We start from the raw sequence: 23910 nt of genomic DNA on the forward strand, positions 1-23910 counted from the left end.
TTATAAAGTTCACGATAAGGGAGTTAATTGAGAAGCAAAAAGATTAATTTGTAAAGGATATAAATAGCAGAAAAAGAGTGTAGTAGAGAGAAAGTGGCATGGTGGAGGTAAGTGGGCTTGGAGCGTGTTGCTTTACTAAAAGAGCAGAAAAGGAACAGAAATGCCAGGTTTAGCATCAAAAACGTGGACTTTGGGTAGATTTGCTGCTGGAGTTGGATGGGGGCATACAGCGTCGAAGTTAAGAGCTTACCCCTTTCGGGGGAATACGCAGTAACTTTTAACCGGCACCTTTTAGTCCACCTGTGTTGGAGTTATCGCTTGTGAATGACAAAAATATGCTAATCAAAGATTTCTCATTTTAGATCTGTCACACATTTTATTAAAAAAGAGCTTTTGATTGACGATAACCAGATAAGCGGCGATACCGGGCTGGGTATTTTAAAAACAGTGCCCGGCTTCGGTAGAATGAAAAGATCCTATCCTGAGCAACCGGCAGCAAAAGTAGCATTACACTCAAAATAGCTTTGCCGGATGAAACCGACCGCCACTCAATTAAAAGGCTTCCTGAATTCCAGGGATGTTTGATTGGTACGATTCAGGCGATAGTTCGTGGGTGTGACGTGATACTTGTCGTGGAAACTTTTGGTAAAATTCGCCAAGTCATTAAATCCACATTGAAAAGCAATCTCCTTAATCCGTTCAGTTGAAACCAGAAGCAGTTCAGCAGCTTTTTCAAGCCGTTGGGTTTTAATGTAATTAGCGGGAGTATCGTTGTATAGTTTTGCGAATTCCCGTTTAAACGAAGAGACACTCAGATTATTCTGCTGAGCCAGTTCTTCAACCGAAAGCTGGGAAAACAGGTTGGCCTCTATTATTTGCCGGAAAGTATAACTTGCCGGTGAAAAAAGCTGGGAGAATATTACTTGTACCGCTTCGGCACTGGATGTCTGCGACAATAGAAGAATAATCTCCTTTAATTTCAGAACCAGGATATCCTCATTGACCAAAGATGGATTCTTAAAATAAAACAACAATCCCTCCACGTATTTTTGGATCAAATAGTCGTTATTTATTACCTGAGCCGACTTATTAGAAATTATTGTTTTTGGAGCTTGAAGTAATAATGGCATTTCCCGGCCATAGATCCTCTTTAAGATATCCGGGTGGAAATTAACAATAACGATTTCGTTTGGGGTACCGGAACTTAAACCGCTTATTTTTTTTCCGGAGCTTATGCAATTTAGAAATAACGAATGTTTACAAGGAATACTTACCTGTTCATCATCCAGTTCGTATTGCATTTCCCCCTCCAGCATATACAAAAAACAGGCGTTGTCGGTAATTGGCATATCAAATGCAAACGGCGCCTTTAACAAGATCTTTTGTACCACCGATTTTCCAAACAAGTCGTATTTTTTATGATCAATTATCATATCGGAAAGCCACAAGTACAAAAATAAAAAAATGGAATGGACAGCCAATTTTAACTTTGCCGCTGGCTCATCTAACAGCCCTTCGTTGTTGTATATATTGATATACTGAACCCACAACAAACAGCATGAACAACACAAGCAGCGTTTTAGCAATTACCGGATCGGTGGCATTCTTAGCCAGGGGATGCCCTACGGGAACCCGGGTGAACGTCTCATTGACAGTGGGAATCAGAGACAGGAAAAAACTCAGAGAGAGCAGAAAGTTTTCGAAATAACGGGCTCTCTTACTCTCTTTTTTTCTGGCAGAAAACCAGAATGCCGTTATGACTAAGGCAAAAATAAACAATGAAAAAATATGCCCCGGATTAAAGCCCCCATGCTTGGAAAGCCCCAATGCGGTCAGGGCGGTGATCACCGTACCATAAAAATATATTTTCCCCGTTAACAGGGACAATTCAATTTTACCAAACCGTACAAATGAAATAAGTGCGGCTACTATGGCCGTAATACCGATGATAGTGTGAAAAATCCCTAAAGTCGTTAGTCCCATGAGTTTGTTTTTATTTACAAAAATGGCAGTTACAGGGATCGTTCATTTTGTAGATTTGTTCATTTATTTGGCAATTTTGTCCAGAAATAACCAGGAACGATAGTTAAAAACAAGTTCAGTTAATTAGATGGAGCTGAATCACATTCCTCTCTACAGCCCGGGATCAAACTTAAACGACCTTCACTGTTTTTATAGGGGGCTAAGCCAGACAGCTCCTTTATTGAATTAGTTTTTAATGATTGGATGGTTGCAATCGGAAAAGACCTGGAGTTAACAGGAATAAATTTGACGTTAGACTGCCCCCTGTCTATTTTATTTCTGGATGAACAGAGAATAGCATATAGGTAACACCGGGGAAGATACGTAACGCCCATTTTAGCGCTCAGTGAAGGGGAGGAAAAATGTCAATTACTCCTATTCAGGCCTATGAAATTATTTGCTTAGCCTACAGGTTTGGATCGGAGCCTATTCCACAATTTCCGGACTGATTCATCAAATGGCTGTTGCAGATCCGCATTGTGTGACCAAAAACAAATGAGGCTGTTAGATTTGACTCTAACAGCCTCATTTCCAAGTAGCGGGGAGCAGGATCGAACTGCCGACCTCAGGGTTATGAATCCTGCGCTCTAACCATCTGAGCTACCCCGCCGTTATTCCTCAATCTGAAGGATGTATGAAAGTACCCTTTCAAAATTGAGTTGCAAATATAGTTTAAAATACTTTTCTTTAGAAAATAAATCTAAAAAAAGCACTGCGGTAACTTATACCCCACAAGAAATGTCTGAAAAAAAGAAGATTACACTAGAATACGAAGTTAACTCATCTCCAAAAATCCTGTTCGGCTTCTTAAGTGAGCCAAATGGCCTGTCACAGTGGTTTGCAGATGAGGTAATATACAGGGATCAGATATTTATTTTTATATGGGACGGGGAAGAACACAAAGCCAAACTCGTTACTTCAAAAGAAAATAAGCTTGTCAGGTTTAAGTGGCTGGACGACGACCCCCAGCATTATTTCGAAATGGAAGTCCTCCAGGACGAACTTACCAACGATGTAGCTCTTGCTATAACAGACTTTGCGCCTGAAGATACCATTGATGAAAGAAAACTTATCTGGGACAATCAGATTCAGTATTTAATACGCGTCTTAGGAGTGTAAGCGGATAAAAATCGCTAATTTTGCACGGTGAAGAAAGTTCATTTGCTCATAGTAAAGGCATTCATACGTCCATTTATTGTGACCTTTTTCATTGTGATGTTTGTATTGTTGATGCTATTTCTCTTCAAATACATTGATGATCTCATAGGAAAAGGGTTTGAATGGTACGTGATCCTTCAGTTACTCTGGTATGCTTCAGCTACCAACGTAGCAATGGCTCTTCCCTTAGCGATGCTTCTCTCTTCTATCATGACCTTCGGCAGCCTTGGAGAAAACTACGAGCTTGTCGCCATAAAGTCGGCCGGCATATCCCTGCAAAAAGCAATGATGCCCCTCATCGTTCTGGTCAGTATGCTCAGCATAGGCGCATTTCTATTCTCTGACTATATGCTACCCGTCGCAAACCTGAAGATGGGATCGCTTTTATATGATGTAAGAAACCAGAAAGCTTCTTTCCTTATCGAAGAGGGAGTATTCAACAGCAGCCTCGACGGCTATGCCATAAGGGTTCAGAAAAAAGACCCCGACGGACGCACGCTTCATAATGTCCTGATCTACGATCAGAAGAGCACCGATGGAAATGTTGCAACCATCCTGGCCAAAACCGGGCTGATGTATAAGATCGACAACGATCAGACACTTGTACTCCTCCTTAAAGATGGAGTCAGATACCTTGAAACTCCCGGAGATAAAGGGTATAACCCACGTCAGCGGTTCACCCGGGTAAGATTTAAAGAAACCGAGCAAAAGTTCGACCTGTCTGCATTCAAAATGACCAGGACCGATGAGAGCCTGTTTAAGAGTAACTACGCGATGCTCAACTTAAAGCAGCTCAGATATTACCGCGATTCGGTCAGCAAGCAATCAGACAGTACAGCAAAAGAGGTGGCAACCTATCTGCTTCCAACCTTCAAGCTCTATGGATATTCGAACCAGAAACTACCCGTAGTACCCAAACAAAAAGTACAGTCTTATAATAAGGACCTGACTGAAATTATCCCGGAGAAAGACCGCTCCTCTGCTATCAGCTATGCGATGAGTGAAGCAAGATCAGTGTCAGAAACATTGGTTAGCCGGACGGAGGAATACAAAACATACCAGAAAAATATAAGAAGATACATTATAGAGCTTAACCGTAAGTTCACCCTGTCTGTATCTTGTCTCATCCTGTTTTCTATCGGGGCTCCATTAGGGGCGATCATCCGGAAGGGAGGGCTTGGGCTGCCTGTTGTCATGTCGATCATATTCTTCCTGATCTATCATATTATTTCAACAATAGGCGAAAAATCGGGCAGGGAAGGGTCAATATCTCCAGTAATTGGTATGTGGATCGCGATCTTTACACTGGCTCCACTGGGTGCGTTTTTAACCTATAAGGCAACGAGCGATTCTTCTTTATTTGATATCGATTACTACAAACTCATGCTGCAAAGATTCTTTGCAAGGTTCAGAAAGAAGAAGACAGGTGCTCAGAACGGAGCACAAGCATAAAACGAGTATTTCATCATTCAAAAAGCCGTATTTTTACGGGGGTCTTTTTGCCTCATATTCTCTGATATTTGAATTCCATTAAAAAGGGAGAATTCATTGATTAGAATAGTATTAGCAGAAGACCATAATATTGTAAGAAATGGAATCCGCTCCTTACTGGAGGATCAGCCATGGATTGAGATAGTAGCGGAGGCAATTAATGGTCATCAGGTGATGGAGAAAATCGCAGAAGGATTAAACCCCGATGTAATTCTTGCAGACATTAATATGCCGGAATTGGATGGCCTCTCCCTTACTGAAAAGCTGAAAACCTTCATGCCTCAAATAAAGGTATTGATCCTTTCGATGCTTGATCATGAAAAATATGTAGTGAAGGCCATTAATGCCGGAGCTGCCGGATATCTTTTAAAAAGCATATCAAAAGAAGAACTTCTGTTTGCAATACAACATACAGCAGCGGGCAATAAATATATCTGCTCAGATCTTTCCATGAAAATGCTCGCGAGGCTTCCTGTACATTCTTCGTCTTTTGATTCGGATCAGACATCTTCAGCCCAACTTTCAAAAAGAGAGAAAGAAGTGCTGGCCCTGATCGCCGAAGGATACACAAACTCTGAGATCTCCGACATGCTGTTCACCAGCCGGAGGACGGTTGAAGGCCACAGGCAGAAGCTAATCGAAAAAACAGGAGCCCGCAATACAGCCGCACTTATTAAATACGCTGTCAAGTCCGGGATCATAGATTAGCCTCAAACAGGTATTTCTGACATAGTGATTTGATATAATTACTCTGTTGCGCAAAAGCACAAACTTCTAAATTTGCTATACCCTATTGATACCTATGAAAACGATATTAAAACCGTACGTACTCGATTTTTTAAAAAGACAAGGATACCGGTATCTTTTATCAAGAAAAGATTCAGCCAATGACGCCTTCCAGGGATACATCACCTTTATTCCGGCAGTTACCAGACCTGTTCCCCTCAGCCCGTGTATAGGATTCGATTCCTGCTTTTATATAGCCGGGGAAGCGGAAGAACTCGAACTCTTGTCAGATCAAAGCCAGATCTCAGTCATCCTGGATCATAAAGATACCACCTTACTGAAGAAATATCTGATAGCAATGCCGGGATAAATTATGGCATAATATTGTGAAGCATTTCTATAACAAAAAAACCATGAAAAAGATACTGGTTCTGGATGACGACACAGCAATGCTGGAAGTACTGGAAGCAGCGTTGGAATACGCCAGCTTCTCGGTCAAAACCGCGGTACAGTCGGATGCTATTTTCAATGAGATTAAAGAATTTACCCCCGATCTCGTACTTGTAGACTATATCCTCAACGGGGTCAATGGCGGAGAGATTTGTCATCAGATTAAGTGTAACCCGGACACATCACATATTCCGGTCATCCTTATTTCTGCCTTCCCGCGGGTCTTTTTGTCTCTTGGCGACTACGGCTGCAATGCATTCATTCCAAAGCCGTTTGAACTGCTCGACCTGGTTGAGCAAATTAACACCTGCATTCACAGCTCAGCAAACCCTTAATTTCCATATATTACTTCCTTAAAACCCCTCCCGGATCTCGTTCCTGACGATCCGGGATTTTTTTCCCCTTTCACCGGTATTTCCCCCGGAAATGCTGTAAATAATTCCAAATTAATCTTTAAAGAACTGATTTTATACCGATTTTTGCCGGTAAATCAGTTTAGCAATGTATAAAACACTTCAATCAGTACTACAGAAAGAGCTGTTAGAAATAGAAAACGCAGGACTTTACAAACGGGAACGAATCATTACATCTCCCCAGGCCGCCGAAATACAGGTTCAGGGAGGCAAAACCGTTATAAACTTCTGTGCTAACAATTACCTCGGGTTGTCCTCTAATCCAAAGATCATTGAAGCAGCGAAAGCAGCTATGGACAGTCACGGATACGGACTCTCTTCCGTCAGGTTCATCTGCGGCACCCAGGACATTCATAAGGAACTTGAAAAAAAAATAGCCGAATTCCTTGGCATGGAAGACACCATCCTCTATGCAGCTGCCTTTGATGCAAACGGAGGAGTATTCGAGCCCCTCTTCAATGAGCAGGATGCCATTATTTCGGACGAACTGAACCATGCATCTATCATTGATGGTGTGCGTCTCTGTAAAGCGCAGAGATTCAGGTATAAGCACGATGACATGCAGGACCTGGAAGAAAAGCTGAAAGCCTCTCAACAGCTCCGTCACAGGATAATTGTTACAGACGGCGCTTTTTCCATGGATGGCACAATAGCTCAGCTCGACAAAATTTGCGACCTCGCCGATAAATACGAAGCTCTTGTGATGATAGACGAAAGTCACTGTTCCGGATTCATCGGAAAGACCGGCCGCGGAACACACGAGCATCATGGCGTAATGGACAGGATCGACATTGTGACCGGAACTTTAGGAAAAGCCCTTGGGGGAGCATCCGGAGGTTTCACTTCCGGTAAAAAGGAAATCATCGATATGCTGAGACAGCGTTCGCGTCCATATCTCTTCTCCAACACACTCGCTCCGGCAATTACAGGCGCTTCCATTGCGGTGCTCGATATGTTAACCGAAACCACCGAGTTAAGGGACAAGCTCGAGAGGAACACTCTTTATTTTCGTGAGAAAATGACACAGGCAGGTTTCGACATTAAGCCCGGCGTTCACCCTATCGTTCCGGTGATGCTCTATGATGCGAAACTTTCGCAGGAATTTGCAGCCAGGATGCTCGAAGAAGGGATCTACGTCATCGGATTCTATTATCCGGTAGTACCGCAGGGTAAAGCGCGGATCCGCGTACAAATATCAGCCGGGCACGAACAGGAACACCTTGACAAAGCAATTGCAGCCTTTACCAAAGTAGGCAAAGACCTCGGAGTGATCTGAAAAGACATCCCGGCAGGTCCCTGACCGATACAATTTAAGGGTTGAGTGCCCTCATTGGCCTCAACCCTATCCCCTCAATATATATTTTTATTAAATTTGCAGCTATACAGGAGATTTTTTTATCCTGGTGCTAAATTCATAAAACAGAATGCAAACTAAAATCAATCAATATACAGAAGAGATCAACGCCTTTGAACCAAAGTCAGCTGAAGAACTTGAGTCGTTCAGGATACGGTTCCTGGGCACAAAAGGACTCTTAAAAGACCTTTTCGACGAGTTTAAGACGGTCTCCCCTGAGGAAAAGCGGGGATTGGGAAAAGTATTGAATGAATTTAAGAAGCTTGCAGAAGAGAAGCACCAGTCTTTTAAAGAGCAGTTTGAATCGGGCAACTCCGGTCAGGCCAGCGATCTCGACCTCTCACTGCCCGGAGAAGGCTTTACAATCGGCGGCCGTCATCCTTTGTCTCTCGTAAGGAAGGAAATTGTAGAGATCTTCAAAAAACTAGGCTTTACCGTTGCAGAAGGGCCCGAGATCGAAGACGACTGGCATAACTTCTCAGCGCTGAACTTCCCGGAAGAACATCCAGCAAGAGATATGCAGGACACCTTTTTCGTAAAAAAAGATGCCGAAAACGGAGATATCGCCCTTCGCACCCATACATCCTCTGTTCAGGTACGCATGATGGAGAACGGCAAGCCGCCTTTCAGGGCGATCATGCCGGGCAGGGTATACCGCAACGAGGCCATCTCAGCCAGGGCACACTGCTTCTTCCACCAGGTTGAAGGACTTTACGTGGATGAGAATGTTTCCTTTGCCGATCTCAAGCAAACACTCTTCTATTTCGTTCAGGAGATGTTTGGAGAGGGGACTAAAGTAAGGTTCCGTCCTTCTTATTTTCCGTTTACGGAGCCTTCTGCCGAAATGGACATCTCTTGTACTATCTGTAAAGGCGATGGCTGTCCTCTATGTAAATACTCCGGCTGGGTAGAAATCCTGGGCTGCGGGATGGTAGATCCTAATGTATTGGAGAACTGTGGTATCGACAGCAAAAAGTATACAGGCTATGCCTTTGGCATGGGCATTGAACGGATTACCAATCTGAAATATCAGATCAAAGACTTGCGTCTTTTTTCAGAAAACGATGTCCGGTTCCTGAAACAGTTTCAGAGTGAAATAATCTAATGTATCAAACCTATGAAAAAGACAGCGGTATTGGCAATCGGAATCTTCCTTCTTGTCTCCTGCGCGAAAGAAGATTCAGGAGTTCCGGATGTATATGTGAACTACAGGTTCCTGGATGTTGAGTATGAAAGCAAACGTGACGAAAACGGCCTGTTCATGGTTTCAGGTCAGGGTGTAGCCGGTCTGATGATTTATAGGATATCCAGTGGCAATTACGTCGCATTTGACAGGTGCAGTACCGTAAACCCGGGCCAGAAGTGCGCGGTAAAAGCAGAGGAGGGCTCAGCATTCACGGTTATCGACCCTTGCAGCGGGGCCAAGTTCTCTGTCATTGACGGGGCACCGGCCAAAGCACCTGCAAAGAAAGCCCTTAAAAAATACAATGTATCTCCTGCCGTGGGAGGCGGGTACACCGTAATAAATTAAAATGGAAGTCGACAAAATAAGAGAAAGTATTATTCAGGCCGCAAAGGAACTTTTCAGAAAATATGGTTACCATAAAACCAGTGTCAATGAAATAGCCAAAAAAGCCAAAATAGCGAAAGCAACTATTTATAAATACTTCGAAAGCAAAGAAGTCCTCCTCCATTATATCCTCATGGATTATATCAGCAGCAGCGTGAACGAGATGATCCGCAGTTCTTTCGCAGAGAACAACAAAGAGGAATACCTCAGCAAGCTTATCTTCAAAACATGCCGCCTGACATACACAATTTGCAATGAATTTATCGGGTGGGATTTCATCCGCGAATCAGCAAACTCACAGGGCTTCCTTAAGCTCCTGTCTGATGATCTTGAGACACTCCTGATAAGTTCTTTCAGGGAAACCAACCTGATGAAGAGCGACCAGAGCTATGCCGACAGTCTCCGTTTTTTGATTAAAGCCAGCAAAAGCATCGTGTTCTCCTATGCCTTCACCTCCGTCAGCGATGCAGATGTACGGAAAAATTTCATAGGCTTTCAGAAAGAGATCCTTCCATACCTGATTAAAGCAACCCTAAAATAGCTCCCGGATATCTGCTACAGCATCCGGAAATTAGCTTTTAGACTTCAGGCAACCTTCAGCCCGTCAGTTCCGCCCTATGAGTTTATTGGCAGCATTCAGCGCCGAATTCCGCACATTCCCGATGCTACCACCAACCTTTCGTTCCCGTGGTCAGGCGAAACCTGTAAACCTGCCGGATCAGGCAGATTGTAACAGGTAGATCAAAATACGCGAATATCAAAAACTATTTTGGTTTTTGGTCTGTTTTATTTATATATTAGTACAATATCAAAAAATTGCCATGAGTAAAGAGATCACTGAAATCTCCAATAATATCGATGAGCAATTTGATTTTGTTGGAAACCCGTTTACAGGATTGATGGAGTTTATTTTGCGTTTCTTTAACTGACAAGATCAGAATTGCCTCTTTCCCCCTCCCGCCGGAGGGCAGGGACATTCTATGATTTTCTTTCGCTCTCTCAACCTTAAATCCCCATGCCGATTCGGTAGCTCATAATAATTATCTTAATTTTGCCGGATATGAAGAGAATACCGGCGGAATTAAAAAACATTGCGAATGTAAAGATCAGTGATATTGCAGAAGAAGGAAAAGGTGTGGGAAAAGTGGGAGATATGGTCGTCTTTGTTGAGAAAGCAATTCCGGGCGACCTGGTAGATATCGAACTGATCAGGAAGAAGAAAAGCTTTGCAGAAGCAAAAGTTACCCGTCTTGTTGAAGCTTCAGAACATCGCACGATTCCGTTCTGTCCTCATTTCGGCACCTGCGGCGGTTGTAAATGGCAGCACATGACCTATGAGGCCCAGCTTTCTTTCAAGCAAAAATCCGTTACCGATGCACTCCAGAGAATAGCAAAGGTAGACACCAGTGCGACGGAACCTATCCTGGCATCCTTTGAAACCAGGTATTACCGCAATAAGCTGGAATTCACATTCTCAAACAAACGCTGGCTGACAGAAGAAGATATACACAACAACAATGAAGCCGACCCCAATGCCCTTGGGTTCCACGTCCCTCTCCGGTTCGACAAGATATTGAATATTGAAACCTGTTACCTCCAAACAGACCCTTCCAATGAGATCAGGAACAGTATCAGGGAATTCGCCCTTCAGAACAACATATCCTTCTACGACCTGAGAAATCATGAAGGTGCACTCCGCAATCTGATCATCCGCACCTCCTCTACAGGAGAATTGATGGTAATCGTGGTGTTCGCATACGCAGGGGAAGACGAAATTCAGAAAACGATGGAGTTTGTAAAAGAACGCTTCCCCCAGATCGTCTCTTTGCTTTACATTGTAAACCAAAAGAAAAATGATACCATTTTCGATCAGGAGATTGAGGTGTTCGCCGGAAGAGACCATATCTTTGAAGAAATGGAAGGGCTTTCTTTTAAGATCGGCGCTAAGTCTTTTTATCAGACAAACTCTTTACAGGCGCATGAACTATACAGTATCACAAGGCAGTTTGCAGGATTCAGGGGCGACGAATTGGTCTACGATCTGTACACCGGCGCAGGCACCATTGCCAACTTTGTAGCCCGCCATGTAAAAGAAGTGGTTGGAATAGAATATGTCCCTTCCGCAATTGAAGATGCCAGGTTAAACTCTTCGATAAACGGAATTACCAATACTACATTTTATGCAGGAGACATGAAGGATGTCCTCACTTCCGACTTCGTTTTGCAGCATGGCAAGCCCGATGTGATCATTACCGATCCTCCCCGGGCGGGTATGCACGGAGATGTTGTCCAGCGTCTACTCGAGATCGGGGCACCAAAAATTGTATACGTAAGCTGCAATGCAGCCACTCAGGCCCGAGACCTTGCACTGCTGAAAGAAATGTACACTGTAACTAAAATACGCCCCGTCGATATGTTTCCGCATACGCAGCATGTCGAAAACGTGGTATTACTTGAAAAGACGATCAATTAAATATATCTCTATTTATTCTGATAAGATGGATTTACAGGATTTATTAAATCAATCGGAGGATGGCGGGACCCGGAAGAAGGAAAGCCCGCTTAAAAGTCTTGAGAAAGATCTATCCCTTTATAGCGACTCATTAAAGGAGGTTTCAACCGAGATCATGGTAGAAGGGCTTTCTGCCTACCCGATTTTCGTTGCCCACCAGCATACTGCCAATATCGGGGAGCTCATCCTCGATAAAGACGAATTGAATACCAGCTGGACCATTCATGCATCCACCCTCGAAGAGTTTACCGAAAAGGGCATTATACAGCCCGCAAGGAAAGAGGCCTTCATTAAACATTACAAAAAGCCGGAAGATTACATGTGCCTGTTTGTAATAGTACCCGAAGGTGCCAACTTCGTCTATTTCCCTTACAAATAAAGTTCACATCCCTTTACCCCATAAGAAGCAAAATCGCAAATCATAAATTGTAAAAAAATGAACCAGTCACTCCTCATACTCGGCCCTTCTCAAATCCAGCAAAAGATCACCCGTATTGCTTACCAGGTTTGGGAAGACAATATTGACGAACCTGAAATTGTTATTGCAGGCATTATTGAATACGGGTATGTTATTGCAGGCCGTCTGAAAACCGAGCTGGAAAGGATCTCAGGCATCAGGATTACATTAATGAAGATCAGCCTCGACAAAAACAGTTCTCACCTGGAAGCCACTACCGATCTTCCTGTTGAGATCTGCAGGAATAAGGTGGTCATCGTTATTGACGATGTCATTAATTCGGGAAGGACTCTGGCCTACGGAATCGGGCTCTTCCTGAACATCCCGCTGAAGAAATTACGGACGGTAGCCCTGATGGAGAGAAGTCACCGCATCTTCCCCGTGTCTCCGGACTATGTGGGTACCAAGCTTGCCACCGTTACCAAAGAACATGTAGATGTATTGCTTGACGACCAGCAAAGAGAGAAAGATGCGGTTTATTTACGCTGATAGTCCTCTATCGCTGAAATAAACTTTTCAACTGAAAACTCAGGACCTGTGACAATTACATTTGCTTTCGAGTAAAAGGGTTCACGCTCCTGAAGCTTTTCCTGGATGAACTGAACCAGGGCCTCCCCTTTGCGGCCTTCTAAAACCGGGCGGACCTCTTTAGCATTCTCGAGTCTCGAAGCCAGCATTCCGGGCGATAAAGACATATAGACTGCAATTCCATGAGAGTTCATCCAGTCCATATTATCAAAATAACAAGGCGCTCCCCCTCCAGTTGAAATTACGGCATCCTCGGGAAATGCCGCAGATTGCAACACATCCCTTTCTGTCTCGCGGAAACGGGCTTCCCCAAATTCCTGAAAATACTGGGGGACGGTCATGCCTGTATGCTCCCTTATAAGCGCATCGAGGTCTAAAAACGGGATCTCCAATGCAGATGCAAGCTTTTTACCCCATGTGGTTTTCCCGCAGCCCATAAAACCAATCAGAAATATCCTCATATCTCTCCCTTCCTTTTTAATAAGAAGTAATCTGTAGCCGGAGGCTTTACTCCGTTTATTCTAAATTGAGTCGCAACCTGAGCCCGGTGATAGGTCGAGTGATTAACCACATGAAAAAGGACATCAGAGATGACATCGTTAAACTTATCCCCCTGCGAATTGGGATAAGAAATCCTGGCTGACAGGTCAGTATGCTCTAAGATATGATAAAGCTCCTCTATGTTCCGTTGATTCCACACAGAAAATTCTTCCACCGGCAAGAGGTCAAACCTGTCTACCACGGGAGTTTCTCCTTTAATCCGGCTGATCCAGATGCGGGTGCTGTTCAGAATATGGCTGAACAGCCGCTCTGCTTCCGGCAAGGCTTTACCTGATCCCTGAAAAGCAGCGATCATCTTTCTGTTGGCCACATCAGTGTACCTGATCAAGTCTTTAAGCATCGTGCATTTGTATATGTGAACTCCGGCAGCCCCGGCTGTTTATTTCCTAATCGTTATTTCTGAAATATTTCTCTTCAAGCTCCTGGTATGAAGGAAGATTATGGTAATGCCATTTATTTATAACAACCCCGTTGCGCAGCAATAACAACCCGGGATTAGCCCTCACCATACTTTTTAAAGGCACTCCGTCAGCAAAGAAAGTTTCCATCACCAGTTTATGCTTTTTGCTGAAAGCCTCCGCCGTCTCAGCTGATGCCGATGTTAAAAGAACCGTCCTGATATTGTAGTTTTCGGCAGCATTAACCGCCAGCGCATTCAGATCGCCAATACCTTTTTCATTGGTGCGCCCCAGATTATAGGCCACAATAACGAGGTTATAATAAGGATTCTCAATGATTTCGGTGGTATAATCAGTCCCCTGGTTATCAGAAATTCTCAGGTCTTTGATCTTCACCTGGTACCCTTGCTTCACCAGCCTGTTCTCCGGTTCTCCCTGGATCTCCCAGCTGGTATCTTTCCAGATCTCCGTCTTCAAATACTCCTTATCACTCATCTTTTTGGTCTCGCCGGTCTTTTTATTCTTAAGAGTATACGTAATCTCATATTCATCCTGCGCTGCGCCGGGAGGCACTTTCATATAAGCCGGAAGATTAGCCCCCTTGTGATAGGGAAGGAAGTCGACCACCGGCAGGAAGTTATAGGTAAAAAGCCCGAAGCCGAAGGAAAAAAGGACAACGATAAAGATGGCTGCATCCATAGCCCTGCCCTTTATCAGAGGCCGGATCTTTTCCCTGTGAACAAAAATAACCAGTATAAAGACCAGGAGAATAAGATCTTTGCTGAACGATTGCCACGGTGTCAGAGGAATAGCGTCCCCAAAACAGCCGCAGCTTCTGACTACATCAAAGGCCGCCGACCAGAAAGTGAGGAAAGTAAAAAAGATGATCAGTAAAAGCAGTCCCCATGCAATCTGCCGCCCCCTGTATCCAATCAGCAAAGCGGCTCCGAAAATCACTTCCAGCGCACAGATGAAAATTGAAATAACAACCGAATAGTCGTTAAGGAAAGTGGTATGAAATACCTCGAAGTATTCTTCCAGCTTATATCCGAAACCAAGCGGATCATTCGCTTTTATCAAGCCGGAAAAAATAAACAGTACCCCGACAAAAATCCGGGAGAACCATAAAAAATAGTTGGGTTTACTTTTTATCTGATCAAGTGCCATTTTGTAATCTTCAGTATTTTTACTTTGCTAATCCAATTTTTATGAGCGCGAATACCGAATAGTTCAGCATATCCTGGTAATTCGCCCTGACGCCTTCCGAAACAAGGGTCTGCCCCAGGTTATCTTCTATCTGCTTAACGCGCAGAAGCTTCATCAGGATGAGGTCGGTCAAAGAACTGATCCGCATGTCTCTCCAGGCCTCCCCGTAATCGTGGTTCTTTGCAGCCATCAGGTCTTTTGTTTCTTTTACCACGGCATCGTACAACATCTCTACCTCTTCTGCCGGGATTTCAGTCTGTGCATCATCCGGCAAACCCATCTGGATCATCGCAATAATACAATAATTAATGATCCCGATATATTCAGAACTGATATCCTCCCCTACTTTAGACACCTTCTTTTCTTCCAGGGTACGGATCCTTTGAGCCTTAATAAAGATCTGGTCTGTAATAGAACTCAGGCGAAGAATCCGCCACGCTGTACCATAATCCTTTGTTTTCCTGATAAAAAGCTCCCTGCATATTTTTACTACCGCATCAAATTCTGTTGAAGTGTCCTGTATCAAAACGTGTGAATATTTGATTAAAAGATGAATAAACCTGTATTTTGTATTTTATGACGGATAAAAATACAGTTTTTCACGAAAAGAAAACGATTAATGCCGGGGGCAGGCTCCTTGATCTTTCAAGTCCCTGCGTCATGGGCATTCTCAATATCACTCCTGATTCCTTTTATCCGGGAAGCAGGACGGCATCTGCAGACGAGGCCCTGCGCCATGCCGGAAAGATGCTTGCCGAAGGGGCCGGCATCCTTGATATAGGAGCATACTCGTCACGCCCGGGAGCTGCTGACATTTCTGAACAGGAAGAGCAGAGCCGCCTCCTGCCTGTGATTAAAGCCCTTGCCCGCGAATTTCCGGAAGCTGTTCTCTCCGTCGACACGTTCCGCGCCGGCGTTGCTGAAGCTGCCGTAGCGGAAGGCGCACACATCATCAACGACATCTCGGGAGGGCAGCTTGACGATGCCATGTTCCCCGCCATTGCACGGCTGAAAGTCCCCTATATCCTCATGCACATGCGGGGCACCCCGCAAACAATGACATCCCAGAACCGGTATGACAATATTCTGCCTGATATCCTGAAATATTTCTCGGAAAAACTGGCAGAGCTGAGAGCGCTGCACGTACACGACATCATCATTGACCCCGGCTTCGGCTTCGCGAAAGATGCTGCTCAAAACTTGTTTTTATTGAATCACGCAGAACAGTTTAAGCTGTTGGGACTTCCTGTACTGGCCGGACTGTCAAGGAAAAAAACAATCTGGCAAACGCTGGGGACCACCAGTGATGAAGCGCTGAACGGGACAACAGTGCTGAACACCGTAGCTCTTCTGAAAGGCGCGGATATCCTGCGGGTACATGATGTAAAAGAAGCTGCGGAAGCAGTAAAACTGATTACTGCACTAAAAAGTACTTCTCCCGCTAATTGCGGCTAACAACATCCTCGTTAACCCTCAGGTGTTGTCTTCCTGATTTCGCCGGTCTTTCACAGGAGTGCAGGAGAATGTCATTTCCTCCGGGGAAGCCTGATAAATCTTTTCAAGGTGCAGCGAAATTCCTATCTTGTCAACATTCAAAATTTTAATCTGAATAGAAAAAGATGGACCGGTTTGATCTGAGCTTTCTGCATCTCCGCTTTCTGGATATAGTGGATATTATCTTCGTGGCTTTTATAATATATTATATATATAACCTCATCAGGGGTACAATAGCAGTTAATATTGTACTTGGTCTGATCATCATTTACCTGGTGTACCTGGTCACGGTACAGCTTCACATGAGGCTGCTCAGTAACATCCTGGGCGGGTTTGTGAGTGTGGGCTTCCTGGCGCTCATCATCGTGTTCCAGCAGGAAATACGGCGCTTCCTGCTTCTTATCGGAAAAAACGCCGCTTTGCACCGGAATAAGATCTGGAAGACGCTGCTGTCGGGAAAAAAAGAATTAGAGAAGGAAGCGAGCGTTACCTCCGTCAAACCTCTTATAGATGCCTGCAAAAGCATGCAGAACAGCAGGACCGGAGCGCTCATCGTGTTCGCTAAGTATTTCGACGACCAGTACTATCAAAATACCGGAGAATCCATTGATGCGGTAATTTCAAAGCGACTGATCGAAACGATATTCAAGAAAAACAGTCCTTTACACGACGGGGCTGTTGTGATCTCAGAAGGCAAGATCAAAGCGGCCAGCTGCATCTTACCTGTCAGTGATAATATCAAGCTCCCGCCCCAATTCGGACTGCGTCACCGCGCCGGTATTGGAATAACAGAAATGAGTGACGCTGTCGCGGTCATCGTTTCTGAAGAAACCGGGCAGATCGCCTATGCCAAACAGGGACGGGTGAGAATGGATGTAAGCTACCGGGATCTGGAGAAGCTGCTGACGAGGGACATATAGAGGGGGAGTTTAGAGTAGAAAGTTTAAAGGTCAAAGTAAAAAGGCTCAAATTTCGGAGCCGAGAGAAGAATGACGAAAGAGGGATGTGAAGAACTGAAATTAAGCTGATCCACCAGGCAGACACGCCGGCCTGATGAATCAGCTTGTTTCTATAATTGAGTCATGAAAAAGCAAAGAAGAGGGTGCGCTACTTTTTAACTTCGGAAATCCAGTTGAAAATCATCTCCTTTTGTTTATCGGATAACTTTGCTTTCGGGTGAAGAAGCAGGTAGCTTTTCAGGGGCATTTCACCTTTCCGGATCACTTCCTCACTTTCATCAAGTTTGTGAAGGGCTTTTTCGGGAGAATATGTCCCGAATGCATCGAAGTTAAGTTCTCCTTTTCCTTCCTTCACATGGTCCGCCAGCCACCAACCCACGGGTTGTATGTTGGTATACCAGGGGTATTCTGTACGATTACTGTGACAATCGTAACAGGCGTTGCGAAGAACAGACATCACAGTATCCGGCACCTGCGTCACATTCTGAATAGCGTCCGGGCCTCCTGTTATTCCTGAGTTTCTCTCAGGCCTGAAAAACTGGCAAACTGCCAGCAGACTTAATAATATAATGACAATTCGTTTCATCTGATTTAATTTAATTGTTTTGCGCGACCCGTTTTCTCCATTTCCAGAGCTCAAACCACAGGACGGAAATCGCTGCTGTGAAAAAACAGATCAGCAGGGGTACCGGCCCCGGGGGAACAACACGAAAGAAAGAGGAGACAGCGGGGACATAAAGAATGACAGCGAGGGCTGTCACGGTAATGAGCAGCGCAGCTGTCATTAACTTATTCCCGTTATGAAAGCTGCTGCTGACAGGATAATAGAACGAGCGGTTTACCAGGGAGAGAAATATGTTGGCCATGATAAGGGTAGAGAATACCATGGTGCGGCAAAAGTCTTCGCCCTCTCCTGCCCTCACCGCATATTGATAAACAAACAGGACCCCGGCAGTAATAGCCGCCCCCTGGATGATACTCACCGACATTTCGCGCCAGGAAAGAAAGGTAGAGGTAAGAGGCCGCGGCGGACGCACCATCGTATCTTTTCCGGGAGGCTCATTCTCATATACAATGGAACAGGTCGGTCCCATGATCAATTCCAGGAAGATCACATGTACAGGAGTAAATATATCCGGGTACACCCAGCCGAGAAAAAGAGGGAGGGCCACTGTGCCGATGATCGGTATATGAATGGAGATGATATACTGAACCGCCTTTTTGAGATTCGCATAGATCTTTCTTCCCATGGCTACAGCATCGAGCATCCGGGCGAGATCATCATCGGCAATTACTAAAGCGGCAGCACTTTTGGCAATCTCAGTCCCCCTTTTTCCCATCGCAATACCAATATGAGCCGCTTTAAGGGCCGGGCCGTCATTCACACCGTCTCCAGTCATAGCCACAACTGAACCTGCATCTTTTAATGTATTGATCATCTCAAGTTTTGCCTCGGGATACATCCTCGCAAATACGTTTCCCGACAGCATCTTCGCCTTCCTCTCTTCCGGAGTCATCGCCATCAACGCCGCTCCTTCAATCACATCCTCCGGATTCTTCAAACCCGACAGACGTGCAATGGTAGCCGCTGTAGCTGCATTGTCGCCTGTGATCATCTTCACTTCGATGCCAGCCCTGCTGAATGCCTCAAAGACCTGGGGAATATTTGCCTTGGGAGGATCGTAGAATGCGACCAGACCGGTAAAGATAAAAGGCAGATCCTGCTGTCTTTCCGGAAATACACTTCCCGAAAAAGAAGACTCCGCCACGCCAAGCACCCGGTAACCTTTCCCGGTAAGGTCAGCAATCTTCTCTTCTATCTCCGGCTTTACAGCAGGATCTGCGACAGAAACCGCCAGGATAGCTTCGGGAGCTCCTTTTGCCGCAATGATCCGGTTGCCCTGTCCGTCTTCAAATACATGGGTCATCATAGGAGGCATCCCGCTTAAGGGATACTCATGCACCATTGAAAACTGCGTTCTCAGATCGGTGCCGGCTACATCCGAATAAGCCTGATGAAGGGTATGCTCCATCGAGTCGAAAGGAACCGGCTCACTGGCCCACATTGAAGTGGTGATCACCCCGGCAGCATCGCTGTCCCATTGTGCAGGATCTGTATACGACCGGTGGTTCCGGTAAGAATAGATCTCCTGAAGGCTCATCCTGTTTTCTGTAATGGTACCTGTCTTATCCGTACATATTACGGTAGCGCTTCCCAGAGCCTCCACGATACTGATCTTTTTCACAATAATCCCTGCTCGGATAAGTCGCCATGACCCAAGGGCCATAAACGTGGTGAAGGCCACCGGTATTTCTTCCGGCAATACCGACATTGCCATGGTGAGGCCCTTCAGAAGGCTTTCCGTAAATGTTTGCCCTGAACAGAAATTGACCAGGCAAACCAAAAGAAAAACCGCTGTTCCTGCAATGGCCATTACCTTTACAAATCCCCTGATCTGAAGCTGGAGAGGTGTAACTTCTTCTCCGGCAGACAGGATCGATTCACTCAGCTTCCCAAGCCTGGTCCTCCCACCTGTATTTTCCACCCGGCATATGGCCAGGCCGGAAGTAACCAGTGAGCCGCTGTAGACTTTCCGGTCATCACTCCCCTCAAACTTATAAACGGGATAGCTTTCCCCGGTTAGAGAAGACTCGTCTACCATAAAGTCATTGCTGCTAACAATCTCTCCGTCTGCATTGACGATATTTCCCTCTTCCACCAGCATCATATCTCCTACTACTATCTCATGAGTAGCAACTTCGTAAAGCTTGCCGCTTCTGATCACCTTGCTGAGCGGCTCATTCAGCCGCTTCAGGGCTTCGAGAGCCTTACGGTTCCGGGTATCCTGGAAAAACGAGATCCCTGATACGGCAACAATCGAAAAAAGCATGAATACCGCATCTTTATATTGCCCTGTAAACAGGTATAAAACTGCCACTGCTATAAGAAGCAGAAGCATGGGCTCTTTCAGAATGCCCGCAACCGCCTGCCACCATTTTTCTTCCGCTCCGCCTGGCTGAACATTATCGCCGTACTTCGCTCTTGAGGCTTTTACTTCCTCTTCATTTAATCCTGTTATAGTTTCAGGTATTATTCTGTTTGTTAACATCCTTATATTCTTAAATAGCCTCTTCCTCCGCGAATGTGCGGGACAGCACGTTATGGCACAGAAATGTACGCCAGGGCACACCTGTGTGGGGGTTTATTAAAATTTTGGAAAAAAGCGGCTATTGAGGAGGCTGAAAAATAGAATGTACCACCATCAGGGAAGACATCATTTCCTTCAGAGGAAAGAAAATGTTCAGATACCTTTCATACAAGGGAACAGAAAGGGAAACTGCGGGATCGGGCATTACCGTAGCAGCAGACATACAATAGTCTTTAGGAGCTTTAAAAGGCAGCTGCATATCCTCCTTATAGTCTTTATCCGCCTTCTGAGGCTGAAGGTAATGAATGTTTAAAAACCCGGAAACAGTGAGTGCGGGATCCCCCTGCTGGTGTTTATGATAATGGATGATCAAAAGGGGCAGTTTGAATACCTGATGAAGATCTGTAGCGCCAAAAGCGTACACCACCAGGAGCCATATTGAAAGCACTCTCTTCATCAGAGGTCAAAATTAGACAAAAGGATCTCATCCTGCTGAAACAGAGTGCAATATTAAAACAATCCAGATAAAAAGAACAGACAAAAAAAGATCCGCCCCGTGGGGACGGATCTTTTCCATCTTAACAAATTCCGCATATTAAAGTCAGCGGACAAACTGTCTTAAGAAACCCCTCCGGATACTGCTGATTAGCAATATACTTCGAATGCGCTGACCAGGTTGTCGGCGATCATCTGTGCCGGGCGGCCTTCTATCTGGTGGCGCTCGATCATGTGCACAAGCTTGCCATCTTTAAATAAAGCCATTGAAGGAGAGGAAGGAGGATAAGGAAGCATATAACTTCTTGCTTTATCTACCGCATCTTTCTCCATTCCTGCAAAAACAGTAACCAGCTTGCCGGGATGTTTTTCACCCTGCACCGCCATTTTAGCAGCCGGACGTGCATTAGCCGCAGCACAGCCGCAAACTGAATTAACCACTACAAAAACAGTTCCTTCTGATTTCAGCACATCATCTACTTCTTCAGGAGTCTTTAATTCCTGGAACCCTACGTTAGTAAGTTCTTCCCTCATCGGGGCAACCAAATATTCTGGATACATACTCGTTAATTTTCAAAGCTATTCCTTGCAAAAATAAGACGAAGGGCCGTAAGTTAAAAACACAGGGATGTAAATATTTTATGCACACCCTGTGCAATTGTGGTTATCTGCCTTATGATTTTGTTAATCAAGTGACTGTCATCTTCTGCACAGACATTTTAAATGTTTGATATTCATTCCCGGAAGAGGTATTTTTGCAAACATTAAATTTTTTAAAACTATGTCATCAGTAGAGACAACTTACATTCCTTACAAAGTGAAGGACATTTCCCTTGCAGAATGGGGACGGAAAGAGATTGAGCTTGCAGAAGCAGAAATGCCTGGGTTAATGTCGCTTCGTGCGGAGTTCGGACCATCCAAACCTTTGAAAGGCGCCCGCATTGCAGGATGCCTTCACATGACCATTCAGACAGCGGTATTGATTGAAACCCTGGTTGAACTCGGAGCAGAAGTAACCTGGTCTTCCTGCAACATCTTCTCCACACAGGACCACGCCGCCGCAGCTATTGCAGCTGCAGGAATTTCGGTTTATGCATGGAAAGGCATGAATGCTGAAGAATTTGACTGGTGTATCGAACAGACCCTCTATTTCGGGGAAGAACGCCAGCCATTGAATATGATCCTTGATGATGGTGGTGATCTCACCAACATGGTATTCGACAAATACCCTGAGCTGATTGCCGGCATTAAAGGACTTTCTGAAGAAACCACAACAGGCGTTCACCGCCTTTACGAGCGCATGAAGAACGGAACGCTTCATTTGCCCGCTATTAACGTAAACGACTCTGTTACCAAATCTAAATTTGATAATAAGTACGGATGCCGGGAGTCTCTTGTAGACGCAATCCGCCGCGCCACTGACGTGATGATGGCAGGTAAAGTAGCCGTAGTTTGCGGATATGGCGATGTGGGCAAGGGTTCGGCTGAATCCCTCCGCAGTGCAGGTGTCCGTGTGATCGTCACTGAAATCGACCCCATCTGTGCGCTTCAGGCTGCCATGGAAGGCTACGAGGTAAAGAAGATGATCAATGCCGTTAAGGAAGCAGACATCGTGGTTACATGTACCGGCAACTGCGACATCGTTCGTGCCGAGCACTTTAAGCTACTGAAAGACAAAGCGATCGTTTGTAACATCGGTCACTTCGACAATGAGATCGACATGGCATGGCTTAACACCAACTACGGCCATACCAAGGTTGAAATTAAGCCGCAGGTAGACAAATACACCATCGACGGATCTGACGTGATCATCCTGGCAGAAGGCCGCCTGGTAAATCTTGGCTGCGCAACCGGTCACCCATCATTCGTTATGTCAAACTCATTTACCAACCAGACTCTTGCCCAGCTTGAGTTATGGACCAACCCTGGCAAATATGAAAACAAGGTATACACTCTTCCAAAACACCTGGATGAGAAAGTTGCCCGTCTTCATCTTGCAAAGATCGGCGTAGAGCTTGATGTACTTGATCCGCACCAGGCTGAATACATCGGGGTAACTCCTGACGGGCCGTATAAACCGGAACAATACAGATATTAATTTTTTTGGGTGATGAGATGTGAGGCTCATATCTCATCACCCATCATTCAAAACCCAAAAACGTGACTAAGCTTTCAGTCAACATCAATAAGATCGCAACTCTTCGTAACTCCCGTGGTGGTAACAATCCGGATCTTGTCAAAACAGCACTCGACTGCGAACGCTTCGGGGCCCAAGGCATTACCGTTCACCCGAGACCCGACGAACGGCATATCCGCTACCAGGATGTTTTTGATCTGAAACAGGTGATAGCAACTGAATTTAACATCGAAGGGAACTGCCAGGAGCAGAAATTCGTAGACCTCGTACTGGCAAATAAACCAGCGCAGGTAACACTTGTTCCCGATGCACTTGGTCAGATCACATCCAATCATGGCTGGGACACGGTCCGTCACCAGGAATACCTGAAGGATATCGTGGCCACATTCAAAGAAGCCGGCATCAGAGTATCCCTTTTTGTTGATCCTGATCCGCGGATGGTCGAAGCCGCCGCAACAACAGGAACCGACAGAGTGGAGCTGTATACCGAAGCGTATGCCACAGGCTATCTGAAGAATAGAGAAGCCGCAGTTGCACCTTATGCCGAAGCGGCAAGAGCAGCTCAGCAGGCTGGCCTTGGACTAAATGCCGGGCACGACCTGGATCTGCATAATCTCAAATACTTCAGCCAGCATATCCCCGGCCTTCTCGAGGTAAGCATCGGCCATGCGCTGATCTGCGATGCCTTATACCTGGGACTCGAAAACACCATTCAAATGTATTTAAGGCAGTTAGCCTGATCACTTCTGCTTCCGGCTTTCATCCATCAGGGTATTCTTTTGTTTAAAAATACCATAAATCAGTACCTATTCTGCAACGGGCCAATACGC

27 protein-coding genes and 1 tRNA gene are annotated in these 23910 nt (G+C 45.2%); 17 read left to right on the forward strand and 11 right to left on the reverse strand.

What is annotated here, in order from left to right; translation table 11 throughout:
* Positions 1-548: 548 nt before the first annotated feature.
* From DDR33_RS22150 to DDR33_RS22160, 3 genes are all read right to left on the reverse strand, one after another.
* A complete protein-coding gene (locus DDR33_RS22150; RefSeq protein ID WP_109417994.1) occupies positions 549-1433 on the reverse strand; it encodes a helix-turn-helix domain-containing protein in 885 nt (294 codons plus the stop codon).
* A 67-nt stretch (positions 1434-1500) separates the two neighbouring features.
* Complete coding sequence (locus tag DDR33_RS22155) at positions 1501-1983, reverse strand: hypothetical protein (protein ID WP_109417995.1); 483 nt, start codon at positions 1981-1983, stop codon at positions 1501-1503.
* A gap of 575 nt (positions 1984-2558) precedes the next feature.
* Positions 2559-2632, reverse strand: a tRNA-Met gene (locus DDR33_RS22160).
* A 128-nt stretch (positions 2633-2760) separates the two neighbouring features.
* Here DDR33_RS22160 and DDR33_RS22165 point away from each other — a divergent pair.
* The 13 genes from DDR33_RS22165 (at position 2761) to DDR33_RS22225 (ending at position 12642) form a co-directional block, all read left to right on the forward strand.
* On the forward strand, positions 2761-3141 hold the full coding sequence (locus tag DDR33_RS22165) for an START-like domain-containing protein (RefSeq protein WP_109418056.1): 381 nt from the start codon (positions 2761-2763) through the stop codon (positions 3139-3141).
* A gap of 27 nt (positions 3142-3168) precedes the next feature.
* On the forward strand, positions 3169-4632 hold the full coding sequence (locus tag DDR33_RS22170; protein WP_109417996.1) for an LptF/LptG family permease: 1464 nt from the start codon (positions 3169-3171) through the stop codon (positions 4630-4632).
* A 96-nt stretch (positions 4633-4728) separates the two neighbouring features.
* Entirely contained in the window at positions 4729-5379 is a 651-nt protein-coding gene (locus tag DDR33_RS22175; RefSeq protein ID WP_109417997.1) for a response regulator, read from the forward strand.
* A 94-nt stretch (positions 5380-5473) separates the two neighbouring features.
* The gene (locus tag DDR33_RS22180; protein WP_109417998.1) at positions 5474-5767 is read left to right on the forward strand and encodes a hypothetical protein; all 294 of its coding nucleotides are present in this window, start codon (positions 5474-5476) and stop codon (positions 5765-5767) included.
* 43 nt (positions 5768-5810) lie between these two features.
* Positions 5811-6182: a response regulator gene (locus DDR33_RS22185; RefSeq protein WP_109417999.1), complete on the forward strand. Its 372-nt coding sequence runs from the start codon at positions 5811-5813 to the stop codon at positions 6180-6182.
* 166 nt (positions 6183-6348) lie between these two features.
* The gene (kbl, locus tag DDR33_RS22190) at positions 6349-7536 is read left to right on the forward strand and encodes a glycine C-acetyltransferase (RefSeq protein WP_109418000.1); all 1188 of its coding nucleotides are present in this window, start codon (positions 6349-6351) and stop codon (positions 7534-7536) included.
* Between the two features lie 148 nt (positions 7537-7684).
* Positions 7685-8719, forward strand: a complete 1035-nt coding sequence (pheS, locus tag DDR33_RS22195) for a phenylalanine--tRNA ligase subunit alpha (protein WP_109418001.1) — start codon at positions 7685-7687, stop codon at positions 8717-8719.
* Positions 8720-8731: 12 nt separating this feature from the next.
* Positions 8732-9145 carry a Rieske (2Fe-2S) protein gene (locus DDR33_RS22200; RefSeq protein WP_109418002.1) on the forward strand — a complete coding sequence of 138 codons (414 nt, stop codon included), beginning with the start codon at positions 8732-8734 and terminating at the stop codon, positions 9143-9145.
* 1 nt (position 9146) lies between these two features.
* Positions 9147-9725: a TetR/AcrR family transcriptional regulator gene (locus tag DDR33_RS22205; RefSeq protein WP_109418003.1), complete on the forward strand. Its 579-nt coding sequence runs from the start codon at positions 9147-9149 to the stop codon at positions 9723-9725.
* Between the two features lie 280 nt (positions 9726-10005).
* On the forward strand, positions 10006-10113 hold the full coding sequence (locus DDR33_RS22210; RefSeq protein ID WP_109418004.1) for a phenylalanyl-tRNA synthetase subunit alpha: 108 nt from the start codon (positions 10006-10008) through the stop codon (positions 10111-10113).
* Positions 10114-10244: 131 nt separating this feature from the next.
* A complete protein-coding gene (rlmD, locus tag DDR33_RS22215; RefSeq protein ID WP_109418005.1) occupies positions 10245-11657 on the forward strand; it encodes a 23S rRNA (uracil(1939)-C(5))-methyltransferase RlmD in 1413 nt (470 codons plus the stop codon).
* A 25-nt stretch (positions 11658-11682) separates the two neighbouring features.
* Complete coding sequence (locus tag DDR33_RS22220) at positions 11683-12075, forward strand: hypothetical protein (RefSeq protein ID WP_109418006.1); 393 nt, start codon at positions 11683-11685, stop codon at positions 12073-12075.
* 57 nt (positions 12076-12132) lie between these two features.
* On the forward strand, positions 12133-12642 hold the full coding sequence (locus DDR33_RS22225) for a phosphoribosyltransferase family protein (protein ID WP_109418007.1): 510 nt from the start codon (positions 12133-12135) through the stop codon (positions 12640-12642).
* Here DDR33_RS22225 and DDR33_RS22230 read toward each other — a convergent pair.
* From DDR33_RS22230 to DDR33_RS22245, 4 genes are read right to left on the reverse strand one after another with little or no spacing between them, the layout of a single operon-like run.
* Complete coding sequence (locus tag DDR33_RS22230; protein ID WP_109418008.1) at positions 12630-13142, reverse strand: shikimate kinase; 513 nt, start codon at positions 13140-13142, stop codon at positions 12630-12632. The two genes, DDR33_RS22225 and DDR33_RS22230, sit on opposite strands and share 13 nt — an antisense overlap.
* The gene (locus DDR33_RS22235) at positions 13139-13582 is read right to left on the reverse strand and encodes a DinB family protein (protein WP_109418009.1); all 444 of its coding nucleotides are present in this window, start codon (positions 13580-13582) and stop codon (positions 13139-13141) included. Before DDR33_RS22235 ends, DDR33_RS22230 begins: the two co-directional genes overlap by 4 nt.
* Positions 13583-13628: 46 nt before the next feature.
* The gene (locus DDR33_RS22240) at positions 13629-14807 is read right to left on the reverse strand and encodes a BT_3928 family protein (RefSeq protein ID WP_109418010.1); all 1179 of its coding nucleotides are present in this window, start codon (positions 14805-14807) and stop codon (positions 13629-13631) included.
* Positions 14808-14826: 19 nt separating this feature from the next.
* On the reverse strand, positions 14827-15372 hold the full coding sequence (locus DDR33_RS22245; RefSeq protein ID WP_109418011.1) for a DUF1599 domain-containing protein: 546 nt from the start codon (positions 15370-15372) through the stop codon (positions 14827-14829).
* A 50-nt stretch (positions 15373-15422) separates the two neighbouring features.
* On the opposite strand from DDR33_RS22245, the gene folP reads away from it, so the two are divergent.
* Both folP and cdaA read left to right on the forward strand, forming a co-directional pair.
* Entirely contained in the window at positions 15423-16301 is an 879-nt protein-coding gene (gene folP / locus DDR33_RS22250; protein WP_109418012.1) for a dihydropteroate synthase, read from the forward strand.
* A 164-nt stretch (positions 16302-16465) separates the two neighbouring features.
* On the forward strand, positions 16466-17260 hold the full coding sequence (cdaA, locus tag DDR33_RS22255) for a diadenylate cyclase CdaA (RefSeq protein WP_109418013.1): 795 nt from the start codon (positions 16466-16468) through the stop codon (positions 17258-17260).
* A 187-nt stretch (positions 17261-17447) separates the two neighbouring features.
* Here cdaA and DDR33_RS22260 read toward each other — a convergent pair whose 3' ends face one another.
* The 4 genes from DDR33_RS22260 to DDR33_RS22275 form a co-directional block, all read right to left on the reverse strand.
* On the reverse strand, positions 17448-17885 hold the full coding sequence (locus DDR33_RS22260; protein WP_109418057.1) for a heme-binding domain-containing protein: 438 nt from the start codon (positions 17883-17885) through the stop codon (positions 17448-17450).
* A gap of 10 nt (positions 17886-17895) precedes the next feature.
* Positions 17896-20409, reverse strand: coding sequence for a cation-translocating P-type ATPase (locus DDR33_RS22265; RefSeq protein WP_109418014.1), 2514 nt, complete (start codon positions 20407-20409; stop codon positions 17896-17898).
* Between the two features lie 118 nt (positions 20410-20527).
* On the reverse strand, positions 20528-20905 hold the full coding sequence (locus DDR33_RS22270) for a hypothetical protein (protein WP_109418015.1): 378 nt from the start codon (positions 20903-20905) through the stop codon (positions 20528-20530).
* A 188-nt stretch (positions 20906-21093) separates the two neighbouring features.
* A complete protein-coding gene (locus DDR33_RS22275) occupies positions 21094-21504 on the reverse strand; it encodes a BrxA/BrxB family bacilliredoxin (RefSeq protein WP_109418016.1) in 411 nt (136 codons plus the stop codon).
* A 220-nt stretch (positions 21505-21724) separates the two neighbouring features.
* Here DDR33_RS22275 and ahcY point away from each other — a divergent pair, with 220 nt between their 5' ends.
* Together ahcY and DDR33_RS22285 are read left to right on the forward strand one after the other, a co-directional pair.
* On the forward strand, positions 21725-23041 hold the full coding sequence (gene ahcY, locus DDR33_RS22280; RefSeq protein ID WP_109418058.1) for an adenosylhomocysteinase: 1317 nt from the start codon (positions 21725-21727) through the stop codon (positions 23039-23041).
* A 62-nt stretch (positions 23042-23103) separates the two neighbouring features.
* Entirely contained in the window at positions 23104-23820 is a 717-nt protein-coding gene (locus DDR33_RS22285; RefSeq protein WP_109418017.1) for a pyridoxine 5'-phosphate synthase, read from the forward strand.
* The last annotated feature ends 90 nt before the right edge of the window (positions 23821-23910 follow it).

It is taken from the genome of Pararcticibacter amylolyticus, assembly GCF_003130405.1.
GTDB lineage: Bacteria > Bacteroidota > Bacteroidia > Sphingobacteriales > Sphingobacteriaceae > Arcticibacter > Arcticibacter amylolyticus.